This window comes from Mucilaginibacter myungsuensis (assembly GCF_015222005.1).
In the GTDB taxonomy this organism is placed as follows: domain Bacteria; phylum Bacteroidota; class Bacteroidia; order Sphingobacteriales; family Sphingobacteriaceae; genus Mucilaginibacter; species Mucilaginibacter myungsuensis.
Map to the genome: position 1 here is coordinate 51812 of NZ_JADFFL010000008.1, position 25062 is coordinate 76873.

Below are 25062 nucleotides of genomic sequence, written 5' to 3' on the forward strand. Positions count from 1 at the left end.
CAATGAATCAGAAATTAGACATTGAGAATTGGAACAGGAAGGAACATTTCCTGTTCTTTAAAACCTTCGATGAACCGTATTACGGTGTAACCGTTGATGTGGATATGACCCGAGCTTATGCCCGCGCCAAAGAGTTGGGTGTATCGTTCTACATCTACTACCTGCACAAAACCCTGCAGGTGATGAACGAGTTGGACAATTTCCGTTACCGTATTGTTGGCGACGAGGTAGAGATATGCGACCGGGTAGATATGTCGGCCACCGTGCTGCGCGATGATCATACGTTCGGCTTCTCGCACTTTATTTATCACCCCGATCTGCGCGAGTTTTGCGCAGGCGTAACGGCCGAGATCGCGCGGGTGAAGTCACTGCCGGGATTGTTCACGGTGCCGCCTTTACAAAATGTGATCCACTTTTCGGCGCTGCCCTGGATCAAATACACGCATATTTCGCAAGCTACCAAGCAAGCCCATGGTGATACTTGTCCAAAGGTATCAGTAGGTAAACTGACCGAGGTTGACGGGCGCAAACTAATGCCGTATAACCTGCATGTTCATCATGGTTTGGTTGATGGCTATCACCTGGGGCAATTTTTTGAGCTGTTCCAGGGGGTGTTGGATGAGTAGTTTTATTATTAGCCACAAAGGGTTTTGTAGAGACACGATACCTCGTGTCTCCCGCCGTATAGGTCAACCTTGCAATTTGCCTTGCAAATGGGAGACACGAGGTATTGTGTCTCTACAAATTAACCGCCCTTTGTGGTTAAATAACAAGCTTAATTAAAATACTGCGCAAACTCCTTCGCAAATTCTTCCAGGCTGATGTTGCCTTTTGCAGCACCCTGCGCATCAAGGTCGCTCCATAAGATACCGGTCCGTGCAGCTACGCCCAGTTCCACGTAGTTTTTAGACATATCGGCTGAAATGCCTGCTTGCTTCAATCCGTCATATTGTTGCTCGTCGGTAAATTCTACAAAGGGTAGTTTGGGTTTGCCAATGGCTGTGCCTAATATAGCTGCTACTTCGGTCGGGGTATGTTCGCTGCTGTAAACGTATTTGACGCTTTTGCCGCTGATGGGTTGTTGTATCTCTCGGGCGATAACCGTAGCGATATCCGCAGGGTGAACAAGGATCAAACGTGTGTCCGCAGGATAATTGCTGCCAAGGATGCCTGCTTGTTTGATCAGCCCGATATTCCCTAAAAAGTTGGTGTAAAAGAACGCCGGGCGGATGAAACGGACATCTACTCCATCTAACTTATTCAACTTGTTTTCGGCATCATGCGCGCTGATGATCGGTCCGGTGCCGCTACTGTGCTGAGCGCCCACGCTGCTTAGATGAACTACCTGTTTAACGCCCGACACTTTGATGGCCGCCACATAACTATCGCTGATCTGATTGGCCGATGCCCTAAAGTCCTCGGCAAATAAATTTGGTGGTATCATAGTATAGACCGCGTCGGCACCGGTAAAGGCGTCGGTCACAAATGCGGTATCCGTTAATGAGCCGATAGCTGCTGTCGCGCCTAAGGCTTCTATTTCTTTTGCCTTATCAGCATTGCTGCTGATGATGGTTACCTGATGGCCAGCGCCGATCAATTGTGTGGCTAATGGTTTGCTGATATTACCTAATGAGCCTGTTACTGTAATTTTCATGGTTTGGAATATTTATTTGTTTTTTGTTGATGACAAAGGTATTTTTGTACTTACTTTTTTACAAGTACTTACCCTAAAGTAGGTATGAAGTTTCATGAAGATCAAAGAGAACTCCACCATACAGGCCAATAAACAGGTAGCGTTAAATGAATGTCCCGTGACATACGTGATGGAAAAGATAGGCGGCTATTGGAAACCGATCATATTGTTCCATCTGCTAAGCGGCAGCAAACGTTACAGCGAATTGAAGAAGGCGATACCCGCTATTACCGAAAAAATGCTGATCCAGCATTTAAAGCAATTGGAAGCCGATGGACTGCTTATCCGCGAGGCTAAACCCGTTGTGCCTCCCTATGTAACTTACACGCTCACAAGCGCAGGTTCGGGTTTAAAGGATGTAATGTATGCCATGGCAGATTGGGCCTTTAAACAAAAGGATCGCGATAGCTCGGTCTCGGATAAAGACCCGCAGGTTCTGTTGGATCAGGGGGCGATAGCGTAGCGGTCAACAAATCCATACCTGTCTATAGAAAACAATGATGAGAATATTATCTTTGAATAGATTAAAGCTATAACTACTATGACCCTCGTTCAATTAGAGTATGCCGTCGCCGTAGATACCTACCGTAATTTTGTACAGGCCGCCGAAAAATGTTTTGTTACCCAGCCAACCCTGAGTATGCAGTTGCAGAAGCTGGAAGACAATCTTGGCGTAAAACTATTCGATCGCAGTAAGCAACCCGTAGTGCCGACCGAGATAGGGGAGGAGATCATTGCGCAGGCACGAATCCTTTTGGCCGAGAACCAAAAGATAAGAGAGATAGTTAGCGACCGCCAAAAAGAACTATCGGGCGAGTTAAAGATCGGCATTATCCCTACCGTTGCGCCTTACCTGTTGCCGCGGATCATTACCAAATTCATCGAGAAATATCCGCTGGTAAAATTGGTAGTGTGGGAGCAAACTACTGAGCAGATCATCCAACAATTGAAATTAGGTTTGATAGATTGCGGCCTGTTATCTACCCCACTGCACGAAGCCGGGCTGACCGAGATCCCCGTTTTTTACGAGAACTTTGTGGCCTACACATCCAAAAGCAGTAAGCTGAATAAAAAGAAAAATATCAGCCCCGAAGATATTGATCTGGAAGAGATCTGGATATTGAACGAAGGCCATTGCATGCGCGAACAGGTGCTGAACATTTGTCAGCGACGCCGGTCTACACAAAATTTCCAACACTTTGAATATAACACCGGCAGCGTAGAGACGCTGAAACGCATGGTAGATCAAAACAATGGCGCCACCATCCTGCCCGAGTTAGCCTTGTCTGAATTATCCGAAAAACAACTGGATAGGGTGCGGTACTTCAAGTCGCCCGAGCCGGCGAGAGAAGTGAGCCTGGTCATCCAACGGAATTTCTTAAAACGTCGCATGATAGAGGCGCTGAAAAACGAGATAATTGATTTTGTGCCAAAGCGTATGCGCAGCCGTAAAAAGAAAGAGATAATGGAGATCTAATACGCGTGCTTACTTGCGCAAACGTATATCGCTGTAGATCGGATAATGGTCGGACAATTTTTTGCGGATAACACCATAGGTCAGTACATCAAAATGTTTACTGGCCATAATGTAGTCGATCTGGTAGTTAGGAAAATCGCCGTTATAGGTGCGCCCCAATCCCGAACCTTTCTCGCGGAAAGCATTCTTTAACCCATTGGCCATTTGGTTAACAGCGTATGACGATGGCGTGTCGTTAAAATCGCCCATAACAATATAGGGGTAAGGGCTTTCGGCCATTTTACGTCTCATTTCAGCAACTTGCTCACTTCGTTTTAAAAAGGCACGTTTCAGTTTAGCGCCTATCCTACGCGAACTCTCCACATCTGCTTTACCCTCTTTAGACACGCCGCTTAGATATTGGTAGTCCTCCGGGTCGAACCTGATGGACTGTAAATGCACGGTGTAAACCCGCAGCGTGGTATCCGGACGTTTAAGGTCGACATATAGGCAATTATTGCTTCCTTCTGCTTCGCGGCCTGATAGCCAAAGGATACCTTTATTAACGATAGGGTATTTAGAGAAAACCGCTATACCGATGCCATCATCTTTGGTCCCCATAAATGGAACATAATAGTAATGATCGGTCTTAAGCCTTTTTTTTACGGAGTCGATCATCGCATATTCTCCCCGCTTGCGCGAAAAGAATTCTTGTATGCCGATCACATCTGGTTGCTCATGTGCAATTATCTCTAATATTTCGTGACGGGTAGAGCCATCGTTATTCTCGCCGTATTTTTTAAAATTGTGCACATTGTAATTCATCACCCGCAAAACCGAACTGTCAGATCGGTTCACGGTCCGGACAGGCATCCTAAATCCGATGTTGTTATTTAAAATATTCCAGCCGGCCAATATGCCAATAGCCGATAGTAACGCCCACTTATTGCTACGGAATAGCCAATACACAACAAATAAGGCATTGGCCAGCAATATGGGAGGATAAGCTAATCCAAAAAAAGCGACGGGCCAAAACGTACGGGGATCGGTCACCGGCGCAAAATAGCCGATGATCAAGGCGATCACAGCCCCCCAATTAAGCCACAATACAAACTTGTCGAAAAAGTTGAGACCGGTTTTCTTAATGATCATGCTCGCTGGCCCGTTTTAAGGTCTCTTTATCTTGTTTGCTTAGGCTATCGTAACCGTCGGCTGATATTTTATCCAGGATACGGTCTATCTCATCCTGTTTAGGTACAGTAGAGTTGGCCCGCCAGCGTTCGGCAGCACCGCCTACGATCACCTTCATTTTAGGTTTGGATGATAGCGCGCTGGTCACGGCTTTGTTCCAGTCGTTACCGCGCTGTAGTTGTTTCATATAAATAAAACCAATGAGCACCCCGCCAAGGTGTGCCATAGCACCGCCGGCATTAGCGCCTGCTACGCCTACCACATCAATGATCACTAAAAACATGGCCACCCATTTTAAAGGTACAGCACCGATCAGCATTAAATGGATGCGGTTATCGGGCAACAAGGTAGCCGTGGCCACAACAACGGCCATTACCGATGCCGATGCGCCTACCACGGTAGATGCTGCCAATAATGATGAACCGGCAAAACCAGGCAACAGGTTGTAACCTGCCAAAAATAACGCCGCCCCCGCAAGTCCGCCTAAAAAGTAAAGCAGCAAGGTGCGTTTATAACCGAGGTAATTCTCGAACATTTGCCCAAACCAATACAACCAAAGCATATTGAACAGGATATGCAAAAAACCGGCATGCACGAACATGTAAGTAATAACCGTCCAAGGCCGGTAAAGCAGTTTGCTTAGCGATGCCGGCAAGGCCAGATATTCGTTAGCAAAAGCCATCAGCGGCTGGTAGCCAAAATAAGTAGGCAGGTTAAAAATCACAAAAACGGCAACGTTGATAGCTAATATGATCCCAAGCTTACTGCCTGACTGCATGAATTTGTAGCGGGTGTCGTTCCAGATAGTTGCCATAGCGTATTGTGTTCTCTTAAAGATAACTCAAATGCCTAAAAAAAGTTGCCGTTACTGCGGTACCCCCAAGCTTTTATTATAATAAACCCAACAATGGCGCCACCAAGGTGGGCAAAGTGAGCGACAGAATCGCCACTGTGGTTGTTAACTCCCAGCACTAATTCCAATATTACATATCCCGGCACCAAAAATTTCGCTTTAATGGGCATAGGTAAGGGGAATATGATCAGCTCCATATTGGGATATAGCATTGCAAATGCCACCAGTACGCCGAATACCGAACCGGATGCACCTACCATACTGCCATTATAAATTCCGCCCAATTTAGTGGCATTATCCATCCCGTAAGACAGGTAAGGCGCGTAGGTAGCCACATTTGATGCATCAACGTCCGGAACAAATAAATGACCGGTGATCATTTGTATCTCTACAGCTTGCACGCCCCATTGGCATAGCAACGCCCCAAAACCACTGGCGAAATAGAGTATCAGAAAGCGTTTATCGCCGATGCTTTGCTCAATGATCGGCCCGAAAGATATCAGCGCGAACATGTTGAAAGCGATATGCCACAGGCCGCCATGCATAAACATGTAACTAACGATCTGCCATAACCTAAAATTAGGCGAGCCGGGATAGTAAACGGCAAGCCACTTATCCATATCAAATACGTTGGCCGATCCCAGCGCAAAAGCGCCTACAAAAAAAACGATATTGATCATCACCAGGTTTTTTACCACCGGTGTGAGGTTTGCGAAAGGGTTTTGTATCATAGTAGTGTTAGTCCGTTTATACGGGACTATTTATCAAATCGTTCTAATAATTCGTTCATGGTAAAGGTACTGATCACGGGCTTACCATTCAAAGCTAAATTTGGCATTTGGCAGGCAAAAAGCTGATCGATCAGTACATTCATCTCTTCTAAGGATAGTACCGTTCCGCTCTTGGTGGCCGCGTTGCGGGCCAGGGCACGGGCCAGGTTATCGCGCTTATCTAACTTTAAAATGGCCATGTTGTTTTTAAAGCCCTCGAGCAGGTGCTCTAATAAAGCATGTTCGCTGGTATTGCTCAGGTCGGCAGGCACGCCATCAACAACCACAGTATTCGGTCCAAACTCGCGGATGTCGAAGCCGAGTGCGCGGATGTCAGGCAATAATTCTTTCAGCAATTCAAAGTCGCTGCCGTGCAAGGTAACCGTTTGCGGGAATAAACTTTGCTGACTAACACCCGAGTGGTTATCCAATTGTACCAGATACCGCTCGTACAGCACCCGCTCATGCGCGGCCTGCTGATCGATCAGCATAAAGCCCGATTTGATCTGCGACAGGATGAACTTATTGTGGATCTGGAACAGTTGGCGCTCGCTGGTCTTGTGTACCGGTTTATCTTCTATAGTGATGGTCTCGGTATCTACCTCCATCTCGTGCTGTACCACTTCCTCGCGTTTGCTGATCTGATACAGCGTATCCCAATTGCTCGGTATCGCATTTCTTTGATAGCTGCCGCTGCCGCCGCTGTAGCTTGGGGCAGGGGTAATGGTACCTTTATTGTTCTTCTCGAATGGATTGAACTCCGGGTTGAAAGCGATGGTTGGTGCAACGATATCCTCTACCGCCATCGGCGTGATCATGTGCTGGATGTTGTTATCTATCTCAAAATCCAAACTTGGGGTAATATTGTATTTGCCCAAGGCCCGTTTAACCGCCGATCGGATGATGGCATAGATCGCCTTATCATCCTGGTACTTGATCTCGGTCTTGGTAGGGTGCACGTTCACATCTATCCGCGACGGATCGATATCGATAAAGAGTACATATAACGGGTAGCAATCATCAGGCAGCAACTCTTCGAATGCTGCCGACACTGCATGGTTTAAATAAGCATCCTTAATAAAACGATTGTTGACAAAGAAGAACTGCTCGCCACGGGTTCGGCGGGCAAACTCGGGCTTGCCAACGTAACCGTGCAGTTTGATGATGGATGTATCTTCCTCCACCGGTACCAGGCGCTGATTATAGTTGGTACCCAGCAAATGCACTATGCGTTGTTTAAGCGTAGCGGCCGGCAGGTGAAAAACCTCCTGACCATCATGATGCATGGTAAAGAAAATATTGGGATGCGCTAATGCCACCCGTTGAAATTCATCAATGATATGGCGCGTCTCTACCGGGTTGCTCTTTAAAAAGTTGCGTCGTGCGGGTGTATTATAAAAAAGGTTTTTGACCGAGATAGAAGTGCCCGCGCTGCATTGGCAAGGCTCCTGTTTCATCACCTCAGATCCTTCGATCAATAGTATCGTACCCAACTCATCATCATGACGGCGGGTCTTTAATTCCACCTGAGCAATGGCCGCTATGGATGCCATCGCCTCACCACGGAAACCCATGGTGCGGATGCTAAAAATATCTTCGGCCTTGCGGATCTTGGATGTGGCGTGGCGTTCAAAGCACATCCGCGCGTCGGTCACGCTCATGCCGCTGCCGTTATCGATCACTTGGATCAGGGCTTTGCCGGCATCTTTCAGTATCAATTGTATCTTATCTGCCCCGGCGTCTATGGCGTTCTCTACCAGCTCTTTTACGGCCGACGCGGGGCGTTGTACAACTTCTCCCGCCGCTATTTGGTTAGCCACCGCATCAGGTAAAAGTTGTATAATATCGCTCATTAAAAAGATCCCCCTATTTCGTTTTCGATGCTAAATTAAAAATTTGAAGCCATAACTTTACGGTTTGTTAATTGTATATAGCATTACACACTACCGTGCACTTAAACTGTGCCATTGCTGATCTGATGAAGAAATTACTGCCACTATTGCTGATAGCCGCCATAACGTCGTGCAAGCAAAAAGAATACAATGCCGACCTATTGGTGAAGAACGGACTGGTTTACACCGTCAATGATAAGTTTACCACCGCCGATGCTTTTGTGGTAAATGCAGGCAAGATAGTAGCCGTTGGTAAGGCCGATAGTTTAGAAGATATCTACCACGCCAAGACCGTCATCGACGCGCAAGGCAAGCCGGTTTACCCGGGTTTTATTGATGCCCACGCCCACTTTTATAACTACGGACTTAACCTGCAAACCGCTAACCTGGTAGGCACCCAAAGTTGGGAAGCTGTTTTAGATACCGTTAACAGTTTTGCTACCCGCAACGCCGACGGCTGGATAGTTGGCCGCGGCTGGGACCAGAACGATTGGAAAGTAAAGAATTTCCCCGAAAAGACATTATTAGATTCACTTTTCCCGCTACGCCCGGTGATCCTGACCCGTATTGACGGGCATGCCGCCATTGTTAATCAGGCCGCCTTAAATATTGCTGGTGTTAAACCCGGACAGACCATCGTAGGTGGCAAAATAGAAATGATCAACGGCAAACTGACCGGTATTTTGGTTGATAACGCCGTGGGCATAGTCACCCGTAAGATACCTTCGCCAACTGAGCAAATGACACAGGACGCACTGTTAGGCGCGCAGAATAATTGCTTTGCCGTTGGCCTAACCACTGTTGATGATTGCGGGCTGGATTACCAGATGGTGAATACTATTGATCAGCTGCAACGTAAAGGATCGCTTAAGATGCGAATTTATGCGATGCTGTCCGACCGACCTGAAAATTATGATTACCTCTTTAAACGCGGCGCGTTCAAGTCGCCGGGATTAAATGTGCGAGCCTTTAAAGTATATGCCGACGGAGCTTTGGGTTCACGTGGCGCATGTCTGCTAAAAGATTACGCCGACTCGGCTAAATGGCGTGGCTTTTTACTGAGTGACCGTAAACACTTTGAAGAAGTGGCCCAAAATATCTACGATAAAGGGTTCCAAATGTGTACCCACGCCATCGGCGACTCTGCCAATCGTGCTATCCTGCAGATCTACGCTAACCTGTTAAAGGGTAAGAACGATCGCCGCTGGAGGATAGAGCATGCGCAGATCGTATCGCCCGATGATGTGAAATACTTTGCCGATAATAATATCGTGCCATCCGTACAGCCAACGCATGCTACATCAGATATGGTGTGGGCTTTGAAACGCCTGGGCGATCCGCGCATCAAAACCGCCTACGCTTATAAGGACCTGATGAACACCAACGGCTGGATCCCGCTGGGCACAGATTTCCCTGTCGAGAACATTAACCCGTTATACACGTTCTATGCAGCGGTAGTGAGAAAAGACCTTGAGGGCCGCCCTGCTAATGGTTTCCAAATGGAGAATGCGCTTTCTCGTGTTGAAGCGTTGAAGGGTATGACCATCTGGGCAGCTAAGTCTAACTTTGAAGAGGCAGAAAAAGGCAGCATCGAGGTAGGCAAATACGCCGATTTTGTGATCTTGGATCAGGACATTATGAAAGTTAAAGGTGGCGAACTACCTAACGTGAAAGTGCTAAGTACTTACGTAAATGGAGAAAAAGTGTATGAGAAAAAATAGATGGGGGCTGTTCCCTGTGGTTGGTGCGGTTTGCATCCTGTTCAATACGGCATGTGCCCAAACCCCGCATCAAACCAATCTAAAATTTATAAAAGACCAGCAAACGGTGGCCAACACTACGGTGCTGCTCAACAACAAGCAATTCCAGATCCCTATCCGCGATCTGGCCAATGTTAAATTTGCCAGTGTCCATTTTCAATATCAGTTCGCTGCCCAATTTGATAGCTTGCTAAACAAATATGCCAAGGTAGATGCCATTAACGGCTCCGTCTACACCGGCCTGAAAAATATCGACAATCTGTCCGACGACCTGAAGATGTATAATACCATCATCCTGTCGTTAACGGATGTTGACCTGGACAACCCGGCTTTGGTCAATTACATCGTCAGCACGCAAAAGATCAAAAATTTGGTGCTGGTGGTATCGGGCAGTGGCAGCGCTTTGGCTAAGTTGGATGCTGTGGATGCGCCGATCATCTGGACCGAGCGTGCTAATGCGGTATCGGCCCAATACGTTGCCCAGGCAGTATTCGGCGGGGTATCCATCACTCAAACTTTGCCAAGGACATTCTCACCTAAGTACACCGCGCAAACCGGTTCGATAACTAACAAGACCCGCCTGCAATATACCGTACCGGAAGAGGCCGGTATCAATGCCGAGAATTTAGCCGGAATAGATAAAATAGCTGCCGAAGCCATCCGCGAACGCGCCACACCCGGTTGTGTAGTATTGGTAGCTAAAGACGGCAAAGTGATCTTTAACAAAGCCTACGGTTATCATACTTACGACAAGGTAGATCCTGATAAGGTCACTGATATCTTCGACCTGGCATCCATCACCAAAGTGGGCGCTACTACCATGGAAGCTATGCGACTATACGAGCAGGGCAAACTTGGCCTGGACAGCACCATCGGTACTTACATTGCCACCGCCCGCAAAAGCGATAAAAGCGATCTGAAGATCCGCGAACTGTTAACGCACCAAGCCGGACTGATCCCTGACGTACGCACCTGGGAAGACCTGAAACCGGCAGACATGCGCCCGGATTCATCAGCCGATTTCCCGACCAAGATCGCGGCAAACTTGTTCCTGCGTAAAAACTATTTCCGCGATGTTACCTGGCCTAAAATGCTGGTATCGCCATTGCGTACACGTGGCAAGTATGTATACAGCGACGTGAGCATGTATATTGTTAAAGAGATAGAAGAGACCATTACCGCGACCCCGCTTAATGTTTATACCCAAAAGAATTTCTATGATCCGCTGGGCATGCAAGGTGCGGGTTTCCAACCGCTATATCGTTTCCCTAAGGACCGTATCATCCCGACCGAGAATGACGCCACCTTCCGCAAGCAACTGCTGGTGGGTTATGTGCATGATCAGGGAGCGGGTATGCTAGCCGGTGTGTCTGGTCATGCAGGATTGTTCGCAACAGCAAACGACCTTGCTATCCTTTATCAAATGATATTGAACAAAGGCAGCTACGGCGGTACCCAATATTTTAAACCCGAAACGGTAGACCTTTTCACGGCCAAGCAATCGGCTGTTAGTCGCCGTGGTTTAGGTTTCGACAGATGGGACCCTGAGGTAAGCAAAAAATACCCGTCCGAATTGGCCAGTCCGGAAACCTTTGGGCATACAGGTTACACCGGCACCTGCTTTTGGGTAGATGCCAAACGTGGCTTGGTCTATGTATTTTTATCCAACAGGGTTAATCCCAAGGTGAGCGAGAAATTATCCGGATTATCCATTCGGGGCCGCATACAGGATGTGGCGATCAGTGCAATAGAAAAGGGGCTTAAATAAGCCCCTTTTTTTGTGTTTAGCCGGATTACCCCTTATTAACGCCAGTGCTTTAGCAGGGACAGTGGGTCTTCCCCTAAATTAGGGGAAAGCAGCGGCAGTGCGCTTTGCAATTGTTGATAGGACGTAAGCTCACGCCGAATTACCCCTTATTAACGCCAGTTCTTTAGCAGGGACAGCGGTCTTCCCCTAAATTAGGGGAAAGCAGCGGCAGTGCACTTTGCAGTTGCTTTGATAAGGGGTATTAACCGGCTTTACCGGTCACCCTATCACTTCTTCCTCACCCAATCCATCGTATCATCATTCTTGCTGTTGAACAGGAATGTGAAGGCCGTTTGCACGGTAGAAAAATCGGCATCGGTGGTGGTAGATGGTTCGGTCATGGCGCTGCGTAGCATGTAAACGCCCTCGCGCGATGTGATCACGGCAAATTCGCCCTTCTCGTTAGTGCTTACATGATCTACATAAACGTTACCGCTTGGTACCTTTACATATACATCCACATTGGCGGCGCGTTGGGGTTTGCCTTTAAAAAGCAGGGTGCCAACTATCTCGTCGCCGTAATTCATTTTATAAGGGTTCTTTTTCAGGGTGATCTCAAACTCGTGACCTAATTGCTTTTCAAAGTCGTTGCCTGTAGGTTTGTCAACCATGATCATGGTCTTTAAAAAGGTGGTCTTTTTTTCTTTAAAGGTAGATTGGTTGCTGTTGCCCACCGTTTCGGCCAGTTTGATCATGCCGTCCTCGGCCAGGCGTTTGCTGTAATCTTCGCGCTCCACACTGTTCACAGGTCCTCGGCGCACCATCTCTATCAGCGACAGGCCGATCGTGTTCATCGGGTTAACAAAAACAGGCGAGGCGCTGTCTTTAGCGGCCGGTTTAAGGTCGGTCTTTTTGCCGCCGATGTACCAGTTGAATTTTTCGGTAGCGGTAGAGTCGTATTTAAATTCGTCGATATCCTTGAACTGGTCGCCGCTGAGCAGGTAGATGTCCAGCTTATCGCCTTTGTGTACAAAATACTTTTGAGCGGCCAGATAGGTATCCTGTGCTTTTGCCGATACCGCAACTAAAAACAAGGCAAAAAAGGGTAGCAGAACTTTAAATTTCATGTTAATACTAATAACGTACAGAATTGCTCCAAACATACAAAGTTTTAAAAGATCATTAACTTAGCTGTGATGATCTTCGATAAAAAAAATCTCGATACCAACACTTTATTGGCGTTTTATAAGGCTTTACTATGGCCGCGCACTATCGAAGAGAAAATGCTGATCCTTTTACGGCAGGGCCGCATAGGTAAATGGTTCTCGGGGATAGGGCAGGAGGCCATTGCCGTGGGTGCTACTTTGGCCATGCAAAAAGATGAATACATTTTGCCTATGCACCGCAACCTGGGTGTGTTCACCACGCGCGGTATGTCGCTTACTAAACTAATGGCGCAATGGCAGGGAAAGGAGACCGGCTTCACTAAAGGCCGCGACCGCTCTTTCCACTTCGGGTCGCAGGAGCACAAGATCATTGGCATGATATCGCACCTTGGCCCGCAAATGGCGCTGGCAGATGGTATCGCTTTGGCCGATCTATTGTCGAAACGAAAGAAAGCGACGTTAGTGTTTACGGGAGAGGGCGCTACCAGTCAGGGCGATTTCCATGAGGCGGTCAATATCGCCGCGGTGTGGAATTTGCCGGTGATATTTTTGATCGAGAATAACGGTTACGCGCTATCGACACCGACGAACGAACAATACAAAACCACCAGCCTGGCCGGTAAAGCGGCAGGCTATGGCATAGAGGGCAGGGTGGTAGATGGCAACAACGTACTTGACGTTTATCACACTGTAAAAGAATTGGCTGAAAGCATGCGCCGCGACCCAAGGCCCGTGATATTGGAGTGCATCACCTTTAGGATGCGCGGGCACGAAGAAGCTTCGGGGGTGAAATATGTGCCGCCACAACTTATTGCTGATTGGGCGGCTAAAGACCCCGTTAAAAATTTTGAGGACTACCTGATCCGCGAAGGCATCTTGCGCGAGGATTGGGTGCCTTACCTTAAAAATGAGTTTGGCCCGGCGATAGAACAGCAGGTAGAGGCAGCTTTTAAAGAACTTGAACCTACTCCAGACGCCGAACGCGAAGCGGCCGATATGTACAAGCCATTTGCCTTGCCGGCCGTAAAGCCACCATCGCACTATGCCAATAAGCGTTTTATTGATGCCATTAGCGATGCCTTGCGCATGAGCATGTACAAATACCCCAACCTGGTACTGATGGGGCAGGACATTGCGGAATACGGTGGTGCATTTAAGATCACCGAAGGGTTTGTTGAGGTGTTCGGTCGCGGGCGGGTCCGCAATACGCCGCTGTGCGAGTCGGCGGTTGTGGGTGCTGCAATGGGGCTGTCGTTGAACGGCTACAAGGCCGTGATGGAAATGCAGTTTGCCGATTTTGTAAGCACAGGTTTTAACCAGATCGTAAATAATTTGGCCAAGACCTATTACCGATGGGAGCAAAATGTGGATGTGGTGATCCGCATGCCGACGGGCGCGGGGACAGGAGCGGGACCGTTCCACTCGCAAAGTAACGAGGCGTGGTTCACTAAAACACCCGGACTGAAAGTGGTTTACCCCGCTTTCCCTGCCGATGCCAAGGGCCTGCTAATGGCCGCCATTGCCGACCCTAACCCGGTAATGTATTTTGAGCACAAATACCTGTACCGAAGCATCACCGGCGATGTGCCCGATGACGACTATTACATAGAGATAGGCAAAGCCAACATCGTTAAACAAGGATCCCGGGCCACCATCATCACCTACGGGTTGGGCGTGCATTGGGCCTTGGAATATACTGACAAGCACCCTGACCTATCTATCGAACTGGTAGACCTGCGCAGCCTGCAGCCCTGGGACAAAGAAACGGTGGAAGCCAGCGTACGCAAGACCGGCCGTGCACTTATCCTGCACGAAGATACTTTAACCAGCGGCTTCGGCGCCGAAATAGCCGCTCATATTGCCGAACATTGCTTTTCCAGTCTGGATGCCCCGGTGATGCGTTGTGCAAGCTTAGACACCGCCATCCCCATGAGCCGCGCTTTAGAGGACGACTTTTTAGCGAAGGCGAGATTGGAAGAGGCGATGGGGAGGTTGTTGGGGTATTGATGAAGGCGATAGCTGTAAGAATACATTAATAGCTCATTGTCAAAGCTTAAATATTAGGTACTATTGTCGCAAAAGTATGTTCACAGGCATATTGCGTCAAAGTCTCATTTTTTTAGGTTAAATAATTGATAGTAAGGCTGTTGTGGCACCTCTCAATTTGCCTGATGTTCACGGCTCTGTAAAATAGCCTTGATATTGAGTGTGTTACACTTGTTGGGTGCCTCGTGTTCACGCGTGAACATGTGGCGTGTTTAGCGATCGGATGTCTTTCGGGTAGTAAGTTTTAACAGGCCCAAAAAAGCCCCGCGATGTGTTCGCGGGGCTTGGATATTATCGTTAGATAAAATTCTATTGCAGGTTTATATTTAATTTGGTTGCGTAGTTTTTGTACTGGGCCATATACTTATCGGCCAGTGCATCTTGATGGAAGGCTTTGGCAGTACGGATCTGGTTGCCCAGTACCTCAATGCTTATCTCAATATTCTCGTTATCTACCTGCTCTGATGCCTGGGTAGCTTTTACCGAGTAATCTAACAGGTTAACCACAACATCGTTCACCTCTTTAGACCATTTGGCGGCCAACTTATCAGCACCTGCACGGTAAGCAGTTTGCGCTAAAAACTCTTTAGAGTAGGCCACTGCCGGATAAGGGGTAAGGTTAGGCATCTCCGCATCAAATTTAGCCAATGCTTTTTGGGCCAGGTCGGTCCTGCCTTCTTTGATCAGGTGATCGGCCAGCAGTAGGAACTGTTTCAAGATGATCGGGTAGAACATCGTTAGCGACTCGTGATCCAAAAACTTAGCGTGTTTAAAGTTACCGAATTTAAACTTGGTCATCATGTTGTTATACATGGCCATCGTATTGGTAGCCTCTAACGGACGGTTGACCGCGGTATCGATAGGGATAGGCAATAAATGATATGTAAAACCTTCGTTGTACATATAGTTATCCAGGCCCATCATGTTGTCGCTACCAACAGTTATGGTAAAGTAAACCGGGCGTTTAAAGTTGTTATGCGATAGAATGTCCATCATGGCCAGGTTATCCTTGGTTACGTAGTTAGAGCGGTATTTCCACTCCATAATAGCCGGGATCTTCGCTTTATCTGCCGCAGGTATCACGCCGTCTTTCACTAACTGATCGGCGTTCAGCGTCATCTTCAGGTTTTTGGTAGGCAGGTAGTTCATTTCGGGTGCACCCTCAAACAACTGCTCTTTTACGGCATTGTCATCAGAAGTGATAAAATCGAACACATCTTTAAGCTCTGTCGAACCGGCTATGTTGCGATCTGCAAAGTAGGTCACATCGCGCACACCAGCTTGGAATTTCTCGTTAGGCATGGTGATCGGCAATGGGGCCGATTCGTTCATTTTTTGTTTCATCTGGCGGATGTACCAATCGGTACCCAGTAAGCTAAGGTTAACAATGCGGATATCCGGGCGGACATTCTCTACCTCTTGTGCGTACCACAGCGGATAAGTATCGTTATCGCCATAGGTGAACAGGATAGCATCCTTAGCGCACGAGTTAAGGTAATTGCTGGCCATATCGCGCGGGGTGTATTTGGTAGAGCGGTCGTGGTCATCCCATTCCTGGCTGGCCATTAGTATTGGCGCTGCCAATAAACATACTACGGTAGCTAAGATAGCGCCCATTTTAGGGTTGATCTTTTTGCTCAGGAATTCGGCTATGGCCAATACGCCTAAACCTATCCAGATCGCAAAGGCATAGAAAGAGCCTGCGTAAGCATAATCACGCTCGCGTGGTTGCAATGGATCCTGGTTAAGGTAAAGCACAATGGCCAAACCTGTAAAGAAGAACAGCAAGCCCACAATACCGGCATCTTTTTGCCTGCGCATAAAGTGGAATACCGCACCGATCAAACCAATGATCAGCGGTAGGCCATACATCTTGTTGAACGCTTTACTATCCGTAACAGTATAAGGATACGCCTTGCCACCTTTTAACGGGTTGGCCCAGTTACCATCTATACTGCCGCTGCTGTTCTGGCCATCCATCTCGTTAGTACGGCCCACAAAATTCCAAAGAAAGTAGCGGGTGTACATTTGATTGATCTGCCAGCTCAGGAAGAAGCCAAGGTTGGTAGCCAGTGTTGGCCTTTCATCTGGGCCTAACTGCATCCATTGCCTGTAAAAACGTGCACGCTCTTCCTTGTGCATCCGCGGGAATATGGTGTTATGATCGTAAGTTGTTTTTTGTTTATGACCGGCTATCTCGTATTTATCTTTGCCACGGCGATAGATCGCAGCGCCCTCTTCGCCGCTTGATTCGGGCTTGGCGTCAAAATAAGGGCCGTATAATAAAGGCGTATCGCCATATTGATCACGGTTAAGGTAGCTGTTCAGGGTGAAAGCATCTTGCGGATCGCTATTGTTCAGGTTGGTACCTGCTTTAGCGCGGATCACCAGCATTACAAAGGAGCTGTAACCGAACAAGATCATCATCACGCTCACTAATGCCATATTCAGGATATAGCGTTTTTGGCGGATCTTGACCACGTATTCTAACACTGCCAACGCGATAGCGCATACCACAAATGCCAGTATGCCGTTGCCTGCGCTGCTTGCGCCTGCACTTAAAGTAGCCAGTAATACCAATATGCCTGCAGCTGCGATAATGTATGCTGTGACCGGTTTAATAGTATAATAAACGCCAAGCACTAACGCCACTATCAGTAACAGGTAAAATAACACCGCGCCGCTGCCGAAGCCGAATCCTAACGAATTAACGAACAGCAGATCCAGGAATGCCGCGCCCTTTACCGAGAACTGGATCACTCCCCAAAGCACGATACCCAGTACAATTACACCCAGTACAAATGACCATATGGTACCGGCGGCAGTGGTCTCTTTTGAGCGACGGAAGTAGATCAGCACCGCGATAGCCGGGATAACCAGCAAGTTAAGTAAGTGGATACCTATAGATAAGCCCATGATGTAGGCGATGAATATCAACCAGCGATCGGCATATGGCTCATCGGCGTGGGCTTCCCATTTCAAGATGGCCCAGAAAACGATGGCGGTACATAGCGATGATTCTGCGTAAACCTCGGATTCGACAGCCGAGAACCAGAAAGTATCAGACCAGCTATAAGCCAAAGCGCCAACCAAACCTGCACCTATTATCAGGATAGTATTGGTCAGGTTAAGATCACCTTCTTTTTTGATCAAGATCTTTTTTGCCAAGGCCGTGATGCTCCAAAACAGGAACAAAATGGTGGCCGCGCTGGCCATGGCCGATGCCATGTTGCTCCAATAAGCTACCTTGTGGATATCGCCCATTGATAACAGCGAGAACGCTTTACCAATGATGGTGAATAAAGGCGCACCCGGTTGGTGAGCTACCTGCAAACGGTAGATACAGGCGATAAACTCACCGCAATCCCAAAAACTTGCAGAAGGTTCGAGCGTGAGGGTGTAGGTCACCGCCGCGATAAGGAAGGCCAGCCAGCCAAAAATGTTATTGATCTTAGCGTAATTCATGTCGAAGTTTACTATATAAGTGCTGTTTTAGTTGGCCGAAATTAGTAAAACATCCGGCATGTTTTATTATAAGGCAAAGAGTTTAACATAATTTAACGAGTGAAAGCGCGTTACGCGCGGGGGGAGTGCTGATAGATCAGGTTAATAGACAGCCGCTCATCCACAAACCCGATAGTAGCGGAAAGCCCCGACCAAAGGGAGGGCTTGCAGTGGATAGCGGGAACAAACTTTGATCAGTGCACCGGCATTGCTTTTCAAAAATAAACTTATCTTGTTGCGTCAAAAACCCACAATTAAATAATGACAGCAACCAGCCACCCCGACGATCTTCAGGAAACACCGACACGCTTACAGTCTTTAGATGCCCTGCGCGGCTTTGATATGGTTTGGATAATGGGGCTGGAGCCCGTTTTTCATGAGCTGGCTAAAGCTACTCACTGGCCGGTATTTGAATGGATGTCGACCCAGCTGATCCACCCGGATTGGAATGGTTTTAGGTTTTACGATCTTATCTTTCCGCTGTTCCTGTTTATGGCGGGAGTGTCGACGCCGTTCTCTGTTGGCAGCGCTTTGCAAAAAGGTGTATCGCGCAATAAGCTTTTATTGAGAGTGGTCAAACGTGGGTTGATCTTGGTTTTGCTCGGTATCATCTATAATAACGATGGACTACATCTAACGCCTATATCCGAACTGCGTTTCGGATCGGTATTAGGACGCATTGGTTTAGCATATATGTTTGCCGGCATTGTTTACCTGTACGCGGCCGAGCGGTGGCTGATCTTTTGGTTCTGGTCCTTCATCATTGGTTATTGGTTGATACTCATGTTTGGTTCAGCACCAGGCTTTCCGGCCGGCGATCTTACCATGGCGGGTAATTTTGCCTCTTATGCGGACAGATGCCTGATGCCGGGCAAGTTATATTTAGGGATACACGATCCGGAAGGGTTATTCTCAACCATCCCGGCGATCAGCACGGGATTATTAGGTATCCTCACCGGACTTACGCTTAAAAAGACCGGCTTGCCACAAATGAAGAAAGTTTGGCGGATGGTGATGGTAGGTGTGATCTTGATCGCATTGGCCTGGATATGGAATTTAGTTTTCCCTATCAATAAGAACTTGTGGACAAGCTCCTTTGTGCTGAACGTTGGTGGCATCAGTTTGTTGCTGATGGCGCTGTTCTACTACATTATTGATGTGAAGGGCTACACCAAATGGGCTTTCTTTTTTAAAGTGATCGGTATGAATTCGATCCTGATCTACATGATAAAAAAGTTTATCGACTTTAACTTTGCCAACTCAGCGCTGTTCGGTTGGTTGCATCAATTGCTGGGCGGGCCTTTTAATTTAGTGGTGGCGGCCTGCACATACCTGCTCATTAAGTGGATGTTTTTGTATTTCATGTATCAAAAGAAGGTGTTTTTGCGGGTGTGACGGATAGATGATGAAAAAAGTTTAAGAGGCCCTTCGAATAGAAATTCCTCTTAAACAGGCAGATATATTGACGTCATTTTGTGGTCAAAACAAAACTTTAAATTTTTTTAAAATTCAATTTTGAGATTAAAAATATCGCCGTATATTTGCAATCCAATTCGGGAGGTAACTCTCGGTAGTGGATTGCCTGATAGTATAATGGTAGTACGACGGTTTTTGGTACCGTTTGTCTAGGTTCGAATCCTGGTCGGGCAACTAAAAAATTTCGGACCTCGGATGTTCAATTTTGGATTTATATCCTTGAGCATTAGAGGTCCGAAATTGTTTAAACAGGTTGTGTATAGTCAAGCAGGGTAACATCCGACATCAAAATGCCTTTACAATTCAACACGGTCAAATTATTCTCAGGTTCAGGCTCAGAAGAGCTTGCTGCAAAAATTGCTGAAAAATATGGCCGCGAGTTAGGCGATGTAGCGATATCGCGCTTTAGCGATGGCGAATACCAGCCACACTTTAATGAATCGGTACGGGGTTGCGATGTGTTTTTGATACAGAGCACTAACCCGCCGGTCGATAACCTGATGGAACTGTTGATGATGACCGACGCGGCCCGCCGTGCTTCGGCACATTATGTTACTGCGGTCATCCCTTATTTTGGTTTGGCTCGTCAGGACAGGAAAGATAAGCCACGTGTGGCTATCGGATCAAAACTGGTGGCTAATATATTAGTTGCGGCAGGTATCAACCGTGTTATGACGATGGACCTGCATGCTGCACAGATACAAGGGTTTTTCGACATCCCGGTAGATCACCTGGATGCATCGATCATCTTTGTACCATATATTAAGAGCTTAAGATTGGCTAACCTGACCATCGCTTCGCCGGATATGGGCGGATCGTACAGAGCACGTACTTTTGCCAAGTTCTTTAACGCCGAAGTGGTTATCTGCGATAAACGCCGTAAACGTGCTAACGAGATTGAGTCGATGACGGTGATCGGTGATGTGGTCGGTCAGGACATTGTACTGATCGATGATATTTGCGATACGGCCGGTACGCTTTCAAAAGCAGCTGGTTTGATCATGGATAAAGGCGCGAATAGCGTCCGCGCGGTTTGTACCCATGCTTTATTATCGGGCAAGGCTTACGAGACGATCGAAAATTCGGTACTGACCGAACTGATCGTTACTGACACCATCCCGTTGAAAGGACAGAGTGACAAAATAAAACAACTATCAACAGCCGAGCTGTTCGCCGCTGCTATCACTAACGTGAACGAGCACGGGTCGATCAGTCAATTGTTTAAGGTAGACTAAAGGTTCATGGTTCATTGTTGATGGTTCATGGTAACCTCAATTTGAATTATGAGCGCTAAATAAGAGTTTATGGTAAGTAAGATCAATTAGAACAAGGATCTATGGCCCGTGAAGTAACAATAAACAAAAAAAAATGAAATCAATTGCTATTAGCGGTTCTCTAAGAGAGAACGTAGGGAAAAGGGATGCTAAGGAGCTGCGTTACCAAGGTTTGGTACCTGCTGTTCTTTACGGAGGGCCTACACAAAGCCACTTCGCAGTATCTGCAGCTGATCTGAGACCGGCGGTTTACACGCCTAATGTTCACTTTATTGACCTGGACATTGCCGGTGCAAAATCACAAGCTATCATTAAAGATCTTCAGTTCCACCCGTTGACAGAGCAGATCCTGCACGTTGACTTTTTGCTGTTGGACGAAGCAAAGCCAGTTACTATCGAGATCCCTATCACTTTGACCGGTACTTCGCCAGGTGTTAAAATGGGTGGTAAATTAGTGCAAAAACTACGTAAATTACGTGTTAAAGCATTACCTAAAGATCACTTAGACACTATCGAAGTTAGCATCGAAGGTTTAGAGGTAGGTAAATCTGTACGTGTACGTGAGGTCAGCGTGGAGAACTTGACCATCACTAACACTCCTGAAGATACTATCCTTTCTATCACCACTTCACGTGCATTGCGTCAAGCAGAGCAAGAAGCAGCTAAAGGCGGTAAAAAGTAATCAGTACTTTACTGAGGTAAGAAAAGCGATGGGTTTAGGCTCATCGCTTTTTTTGTTTTATAGGAACGGTTTTTGTAATTTTATATCAAATAGTATTAGCCATGACACTGACGGTAGAACTTCCTGATGATGCTAAAGATGTAATGACAGTTATCTCTAATTTGATAAAAGAGGCTGGAGGAAGTGTGTCTGTCGAAAATGATGACGACCTTACTCAAGAGGAGTTTGAGTTGTTGCAAGAGTCTTTCCGTGAAGTACTTCAAATTAAAAAAGGATTGATCAAACCAATACCAGCTTCTGAACTTTGGAATGACTAATCAAGTATTCATCTCAAAAGCTTTCAAACGAGAAGCTAAGAGACTCCTTAAGAAATACATTACCCTTAAAATATCTGTAGATCAGCTGATCAGTGAATTGACCACTGATCCTTACAAAGGCGTGCCGTATGGGGCTGGTATTTATAAGATCCGTTTGGCTGATGCAAGCAAAGGTAAAGGAAAAAGCGGCTCATTTAGGGTTCTTTACTTCCAGATCTTAAAAACGGAGAGCGGTACCGATGTATTGTTAATGTATATATACGATAAGTCAGAAAGGTCAACTGTAACAAAAGCAGATGCCTTAAAGAAGCTGAAAAGTATTTTAGAGGAAGAAGGGTTTTAAAAACGCGGATCCGATGATAAAAGCGATGGGTTTAGGCTCATCGCTTTTTTTGTATAATTGCAATTCGAAAATGGCTCCCCTTTAGGGGCTGGGGGTTTATGAAATATCTGATAGTAGGTTTAGGGAACATCGGCAGCGAATACGCCGATACGCGGCACAATGCTGGTTTTATGGTGCTGGATCGTTTGGCTAAAGAAGAAGGCTTGCAGTTCAGTAATATGCGCTTGGCTTATTATACCGAAATGAAGTATAAAGGCCGTGCCTTGCACCTCATCAAACCAACCACCTACATGAACCTAAGCGGCAAAGCGCTTAACCATTGGATGAAGGATCTGAAGATCCCTTTAGAGAATGTATTGGTCATTGTCGACGAGATCGCCATCCCATTCGGCAAATTGCGCCTGAAACCCAAAGGCAGCGCCGCAGGTCATAATGGTTTAAAGCATATCGAAATGACCTTGGGTACCGACCAATACTCCCGCTTGCGTTTTGGGGTAGGGGATAATTACCCTAAGGGCCGTCAGGTCGACTACGTGTTAAGCGGGTTCGACGATGACGAACTACCTGCCATCCCCGGTATGATCGACCGCTCGATAGAGATCATTAAAAGCTTCGCGACCATCGGCACAGAGTTGACCATGACGAAGTTCAATAATAAATAAAAGCTTTTCGTTAAGCCGCCCGATGATCATCGAGGCGGCTTTTTTGTGCCCTATTGGTCTGTCAGTATGCTAATTATAGGTTTTAACACCTATTTCCTCTATAATTTCGCTGTTACATATCCTTATTTAGACTAATTCTTATTAACTTCGTGCGCTCTTAAAATTTATCAACATCAATTAGTGATATGAAACGAATACTTACTGCAATTACAATGGTGTTAGCGCTGGGGGCACAAGCTCAGCAGCAAACTAACACCCTGCTCGAATCAACTTTTTGGCAAGGCAAACCCGAGGTAGAGGCTGTTAAAGCCGAGATCGCAAAGGGCGCAGATCCATCGCAACTGAATGCTAACGCATTCGATCCTGTTGTTTTGGCTATCAATGCTTCAGCACCAAATGCTACCGTTAAATATCTGATCGATCAAAAAGGTAACGATGTATCCAAATTGACCCATGATGGCCGTATCTACCTGCACTGGGCTGCTTATCGTGGCAATACCGAGATCATGGAATATGTGATCGGCAAAGGTTCAAAACTAAGCTTTGTGGATTCGCATGGTGCTACACCTTTAACTTTCGCCGCTGGTGCGGGCGTGACCAACACCGCTGCTTACGATCTGTTGGCCAGCAAAGGTGTCGACCTAAAGAAAGAAGTGAACAGCGAAGGTGCAAACGTATTATTATTAGCTATCAGCAACGATAAAGACCTTAAATTGACCGATTATTTCGTCAGCAAAGGTCTGGATATTAAAAGTGTAGACAAAGCCGGTAACAACGCTTTTAACTACGCCGCCCGTGGTGGTAACGTAGAGCAAATGAAAGCATTGGTTAAGCGTGGTGTTACCGTCCCTGCAACGGCTATGATCCTGGCTGCCCAAAGCGGTGGTGCCCGTCGAGGTGGTCCCGCTGTTCCGGAGACTGTGGCTGACCCGCTGGCGATCTACCAATTTTTAGATGGTGCCGGAGCTAAAGCTAACGCGGTGAACAAGACCGGTCAAAATGCTTTACATTACATTGTACGTAAGCCTAACCAGTTAGCTGTGATCAACTACTTCCTGGCTAAAGGTGCCGACATTAACCTGGCCGATGAAGATGGCAACACACCGTTCATCATTGCCGCTGCAAGCAGCCGTGACAAAGAACTGATCGACTTTTTGGCATCTAAAGTGAAGAACATCAACCAAGCCAATAAAGAAGGCTTAACAGCTTTAACTATGGCTGCCCGCAGCAACACGCCTGAGATGATCACCCTGTTGTTGAACAAAGGTGCTGATGCTAAGGTGTTAGATACTAAAGGCAATAACCTGGCTTATTACCTGATAGATGCTTACCGCCCGCCAGTGGCCGGCAGAGGTGGCATGCAAGCCCCGGCTGGTCCCGGTCCGGAGGACGTATTGGCTACTAAACTGCAATTATTGAAAGACAAAGGTTTGAACATCACTGCTCCGCAAGCAGGTGGCAACACCTTATTCCACGTTGCGGTCCTTAAAAACAATGTAGACCTGTTAAAACGGATCCAGGAAATGGGTGTAGACGTGAACGCTAAAAATAAAGAAGGCATCACCCCATTGCACAAAGCGGCTATGATCGCTAAGGACGACGTGTTGTTGAAATATCTATTATCTATCGGTGCTAAAAAAGAGGTTGGTACCAGCTTCAAAGAGACCGCCTTTGATCTTGCTACCGAGAACGAGGCCCTGACCAAAAAACAAGTTTCTGTTACTTTCTTAAAATAATATCAATGAACCGCTTTTTTAAAGTAAGCTTACTATTAATGGCCCTGATCTTTGCCGCAAGCACCAGATCATCTGCCCAAACTACCAAATACAAATGCATGATCCAGATGACCAACTACATGGGCGACGGCGCTTACATAGTGATATCACTGGTTGACCCTAAAGGCGAATACGAAAAGACCCTGTACGTTTTAGGCGACGACAAAAAATGGTATAAAAGCATGAAGGAGTGGTACAAGTTCCACACCAAAAAGCCAAGTAACCTGAGCGCTATTACCGGTGCATCTGTTACCGGCGGCGACCGCAGCGTTAACACCATTGAGATAGAGACCGCGAAACTGAACGCGGGTTACACCCTAAGGTTCGAGAGCGCGGTTGAGGACAAACCTTATCACATTAAAGATGTGGAGATCCCACTGACCACTGAAGCCCTTGGCGCTAAGACCGACGGCGACAAAGGTTACATCCGTTATGTGCGCTTCAGCGCTAACTAA

General features: G+C 47.0%; 21 protein-coding genes and 1 tRNA gene. 15 read left to right on the forward strand and 7 right to left on the reverse strand.

Going from position 1 to position 25062, the window contains the following annotated elements; translation table 11 throughout:
- Positions 1 to 2: 2 nt before the first annotated feature.
- Complete coding sequence (locus tag IRJ16_RS18185; RefSeq protein ID WP_194113068.1) at positions 3 to 626, forward strand: chloramphenicol acetyltransferase; 624 nt, start codon at positions 3 to 5, stop codon at positions 624 to 626.
- Positions 627 to 775: 149 nt separating this feature from the next.
- Here IRJ16_RS18185 and IRJ16_RS18190 read toward each other — a convergent pair whose 3' ends face one another.
- Positions 776 to 1654 (reverse strand): NmrA family NAD(P)-binding protein, encoded by an 879-nt coding sequence (locus IRJ16_RS18190; RefSeq protein WP_194113069.1) that lies wholly within the window; start codon positions 1652 to 1654, stop codon positions 776 to 778.
- Between the two features lie 94 nt (positions 1655 to 1748).
- On the opposite strand from IRJ16_RS18190, the gene IRJ16_RS18195 reads away from it, so the two are divergent.
- Positions 1749 to 2156 carry a winged helix-turn-helix transcriptional regulator gene (locus IRJ16_RS18195; RefSeq protein WP_194113070.1) on the forward strand — a complete coding sequence of 136 codons (408 nt, stop codon included), beginning with the start codon at positions 1749 to 1751 and terminating at the stop codon, positions 2154 to 2156.
- A 78-nt stretch (positions 2157 to 2234) separates the two neighbouring features.
- Entirely contained in the window at positions 2235 to 3170 is a 936-nt protein-coding gene (locus tag IRJ16_RS18200; protein ID WP_194113071.1) for a hydrogen peroxide-inducible genes activator, read from the forward strand.
- Between the two features lie 9 nt (positions 3171 to 3179).
- On the opposite strand, the gene IRJ16_RS18205 is transcribed toward IRJ16_RS18200, so the two are convergent.
- The 4 genes from IRJ16_RS18205 to mutL are packed head-to-tail and all read right to left on the reverse strand — an operon-like array spanning position 3180 to position 7816.
- Positions 3180 to 4301, reverse strand: coding sequence for an endonuclease/exonuclease/phosphatase family protein (locus IRJ16_RS18205; protein WP_194113072.1), 1122 nt, complete (start codon positions 4299 to 4301; stop codon positions 3180 to 3182).
- On the reverse strand, positions 4291 to 5154 hold the full coding sequence (locus IRJ16_RS18210; protein ID WP_194113073.1) for a rhomboid family protein: 864 nt from the start codon (positions 5152 to 5154) through the stop codon (positions 4291 to 4293). The genes IRJ16_RS18205 and IRJ16_RS18210 overlap by 11 nt, the downstream gene beginning before the upstream one ends.
- Positions 5155 to 5189: 35 nt before the next feature.
- Complete coding sequence (locus tag IRJ16_RS18215; protein ID WP_194113074.1) at positions 5190 to 5924, reverse strand: rhomboid family intramembrane serine protease; 735 nt, start codon at positions 5922 to 5924, stop codon at positions 5190 to 5192.
- A gap of 26 nt (positions 5925 to 5950) precedes the next feature.
- Positions 5951 to 7816 carry a DNA mismatch repair endonuclease MutL gene (gene mutL, locus IRJ16_RS18220; protein WP_194113075.1) on the reverse strand — a complete coding sequence of 622 codons (1866 nt, stop codon included), beginning with the start codon at positions 7814 to 7816 and terminating at the stop codon, positions 5951 to 5953.
- A gap of 95 nt (positions 7817 to 7911) precedes the next feature.
- On the opposite strand from mutL, the gene IRJ16_RS18225 reads away from it, so the two are divergent.
- Together IRJ16_RS18225 and IRJ16_RS18230 are read left to right on the forward strand one after the other, a co-directional pair.
- The gene (locus IRJ16_RS18225; protein ID WP_317174017.1) at positions 7912 to 9576 is read left to right on the forward strand and encodes an amidohydrolase; all 1665 of its coding nucleotides are present in this window, start codon (positions 7912 to 7914) and stop codon (positions 9574 to 9576) included.
- Positions 9563 to 11383, forward strand: a complete 1821-nt coding sequence (locus tag IRJ16_RS18230) for a serine hydrolase domain-containing protein (RefSeq protein WP_194113076.1) — start codon at positions 9563 to 9565, stop codon at positions 11381 to 11383. Before IRJ16_RS18225 ends, IRJ16_RS18230 begins: the two co-directional genes overlap by 14 nt.
- A 266-nt stretch (positions 11384 to 11649) precedes the next feature.
- Here the strand turns inward: IRJ16_RS18230 and IRJ16_RS18235 are convergent, their stop codons facing one another.
- Complete coding sequence (locus IRJ16_RS18235) at positions 11650 to 12489, reverse strand: DUF4198 domain-containing protein (protein ID WP_194113077.1); 840 nt, start codon at positions 12487 to 12489, stop codon at positions 11650 to 11652.
- A gap of 69 nt (positions 12490 to 12558) precedes the next feature.
- Between IRJ16_RS18235 and IRJ16_RS18240 the strand changes: the two genes are divergently transcribed.
- Positions 12559 to 14535, forward strand: a complete 1977-nt coding sequence (locus IRJ16_RS18240; protein ID WP_194113078.1) for an alpha-ketoacid dehydrogenase subunit alpha/beta — start codon at positions 12559 to 12561, stop codon at positions 14533 to 14535.
- Between the two features lie 348 nt (positions 14536 to 14883).
- Here the strand turns inward: IRJ16_RS18240 and IRJ16_RS18245 are convergent, their stop codons facing one another.
- Entirely contained in the window at positions 14884 to 18039 is a 3156-nt protein-coding gene (locus IRJ16_RS18245; protein WP_194113079.1) for a glycosyltransferase family 117 protein, read from the reverse strand.
- 300 nt (positions 18040 to 18339) lie between these two features.
- On the opposite strand from IRJ16_RS18245, the gene IRJ16_RS18250 reads away from it, so the two are divergent.
- The 9 genes from IRJ16_RS18250 to IRJ16_RS18290 all read left to right on the forward strand — a co-directional run bounded on the left by IRJ16_RS18250 (position 18340) and on the right by IRJ16_RS18290 (position 25062).
- Positions 18340 to 19473, forward strand: a complete 1134-nt coding sequence (locus tag IRJ16_RS18250; RefSeq protein WP_194113080.1) for an acyltransferase family protein — start codon at positions 18340 to 18342, stop codon at positions 19471 to 19473.
- 184 nt (positions 19474 to 19657) lie between these two features.
- Positions 19658 to 19728, forward strand: a tRNA-Gln gene (locus IRJ16_RS18255).
- 116 nt (positions 19729 to 19844) lie between these two features.
- Positions 19845 to 20789, forward strand: coding sequence for a ribose-phosphate pyrophosphokinase (locus tag IRJ16_RS18260; protein ID WP_194113081.1), 945 nt, complete (start codon positions 19845 to 19847; stop codon positions 20787 to 20789).
- 133 nt (positions 20790 to 20922) lie between these two features.
- Complete coding sequence (locus IRJ16_RS18265) at positions 20923 to 21510, forward strand: 50S ribosomal protein L25/general stress protein Ctc (RefSeq protein ID WP_194113082.1); 588 nt, start codon at positions 20923 to 20925, stop codon at positions 21508 to 21510.
- 101 nt (positions 21511 to 21611) lie between these two features.
- Positions 21612 to 21827, forward strand: a complete 216-nt coding sequence (locus IRJ16_RS18270; protein WP_194113083.1) for a hypothetical protein — start codon at positions 21612 to 21614, stop codon at positions 21825 to 21827.
- Positions 21820 to 22170, forward strand: coding sequence for a type II toxin-antitoxin system RelE/ParE family toxin (locus IRJ16_RS18275; protein ID WP_194113084.1), 351 nt, complete (start codon positions 21820 to 21822; stop codon positions 22168 to 22170). The genes IRJ16_RS18270 and IRJ16_RS18275 overlap by 8 nt, the downstream gene beginning before the upstream one ends.
- Before the next feature lie 98 nt (positions 22171 to 22268).
- Entirely contained in the window at positions 22269 to 22832 is a 564-nt protein-coding gene (gene pth / locus IRJ16_RS18280; protein WP_194113085.1) for an aminoacyl-tRNA hydrolase, read from the forward strand.
- A 185-nt stretch (positions 22833 to 23017) separates the two neighbouring features.
- A complete protein-coding gene (locus IRJ16_RS18285) occupies positions 23018 to 24568 on the forward strand; it encodes an ankyrin repeat domain-containing protein (protein ID WP_194113086.1) in 1551 nt (516 codons plus the stop codon).
- 5 nt (positions 24569 to 24573) lie between these two features.
- Positions 24574 to 25062: a DUF2271 domain-containing protein gene (locus tag IRJ16_RS18290; RefSeq protein ID WP_194113087.1), complete on the forward strand. Its 489-nt coding sequence runs from the start codon at positions 24574 to 24576 to the stop codon at positions 25060 to 25062.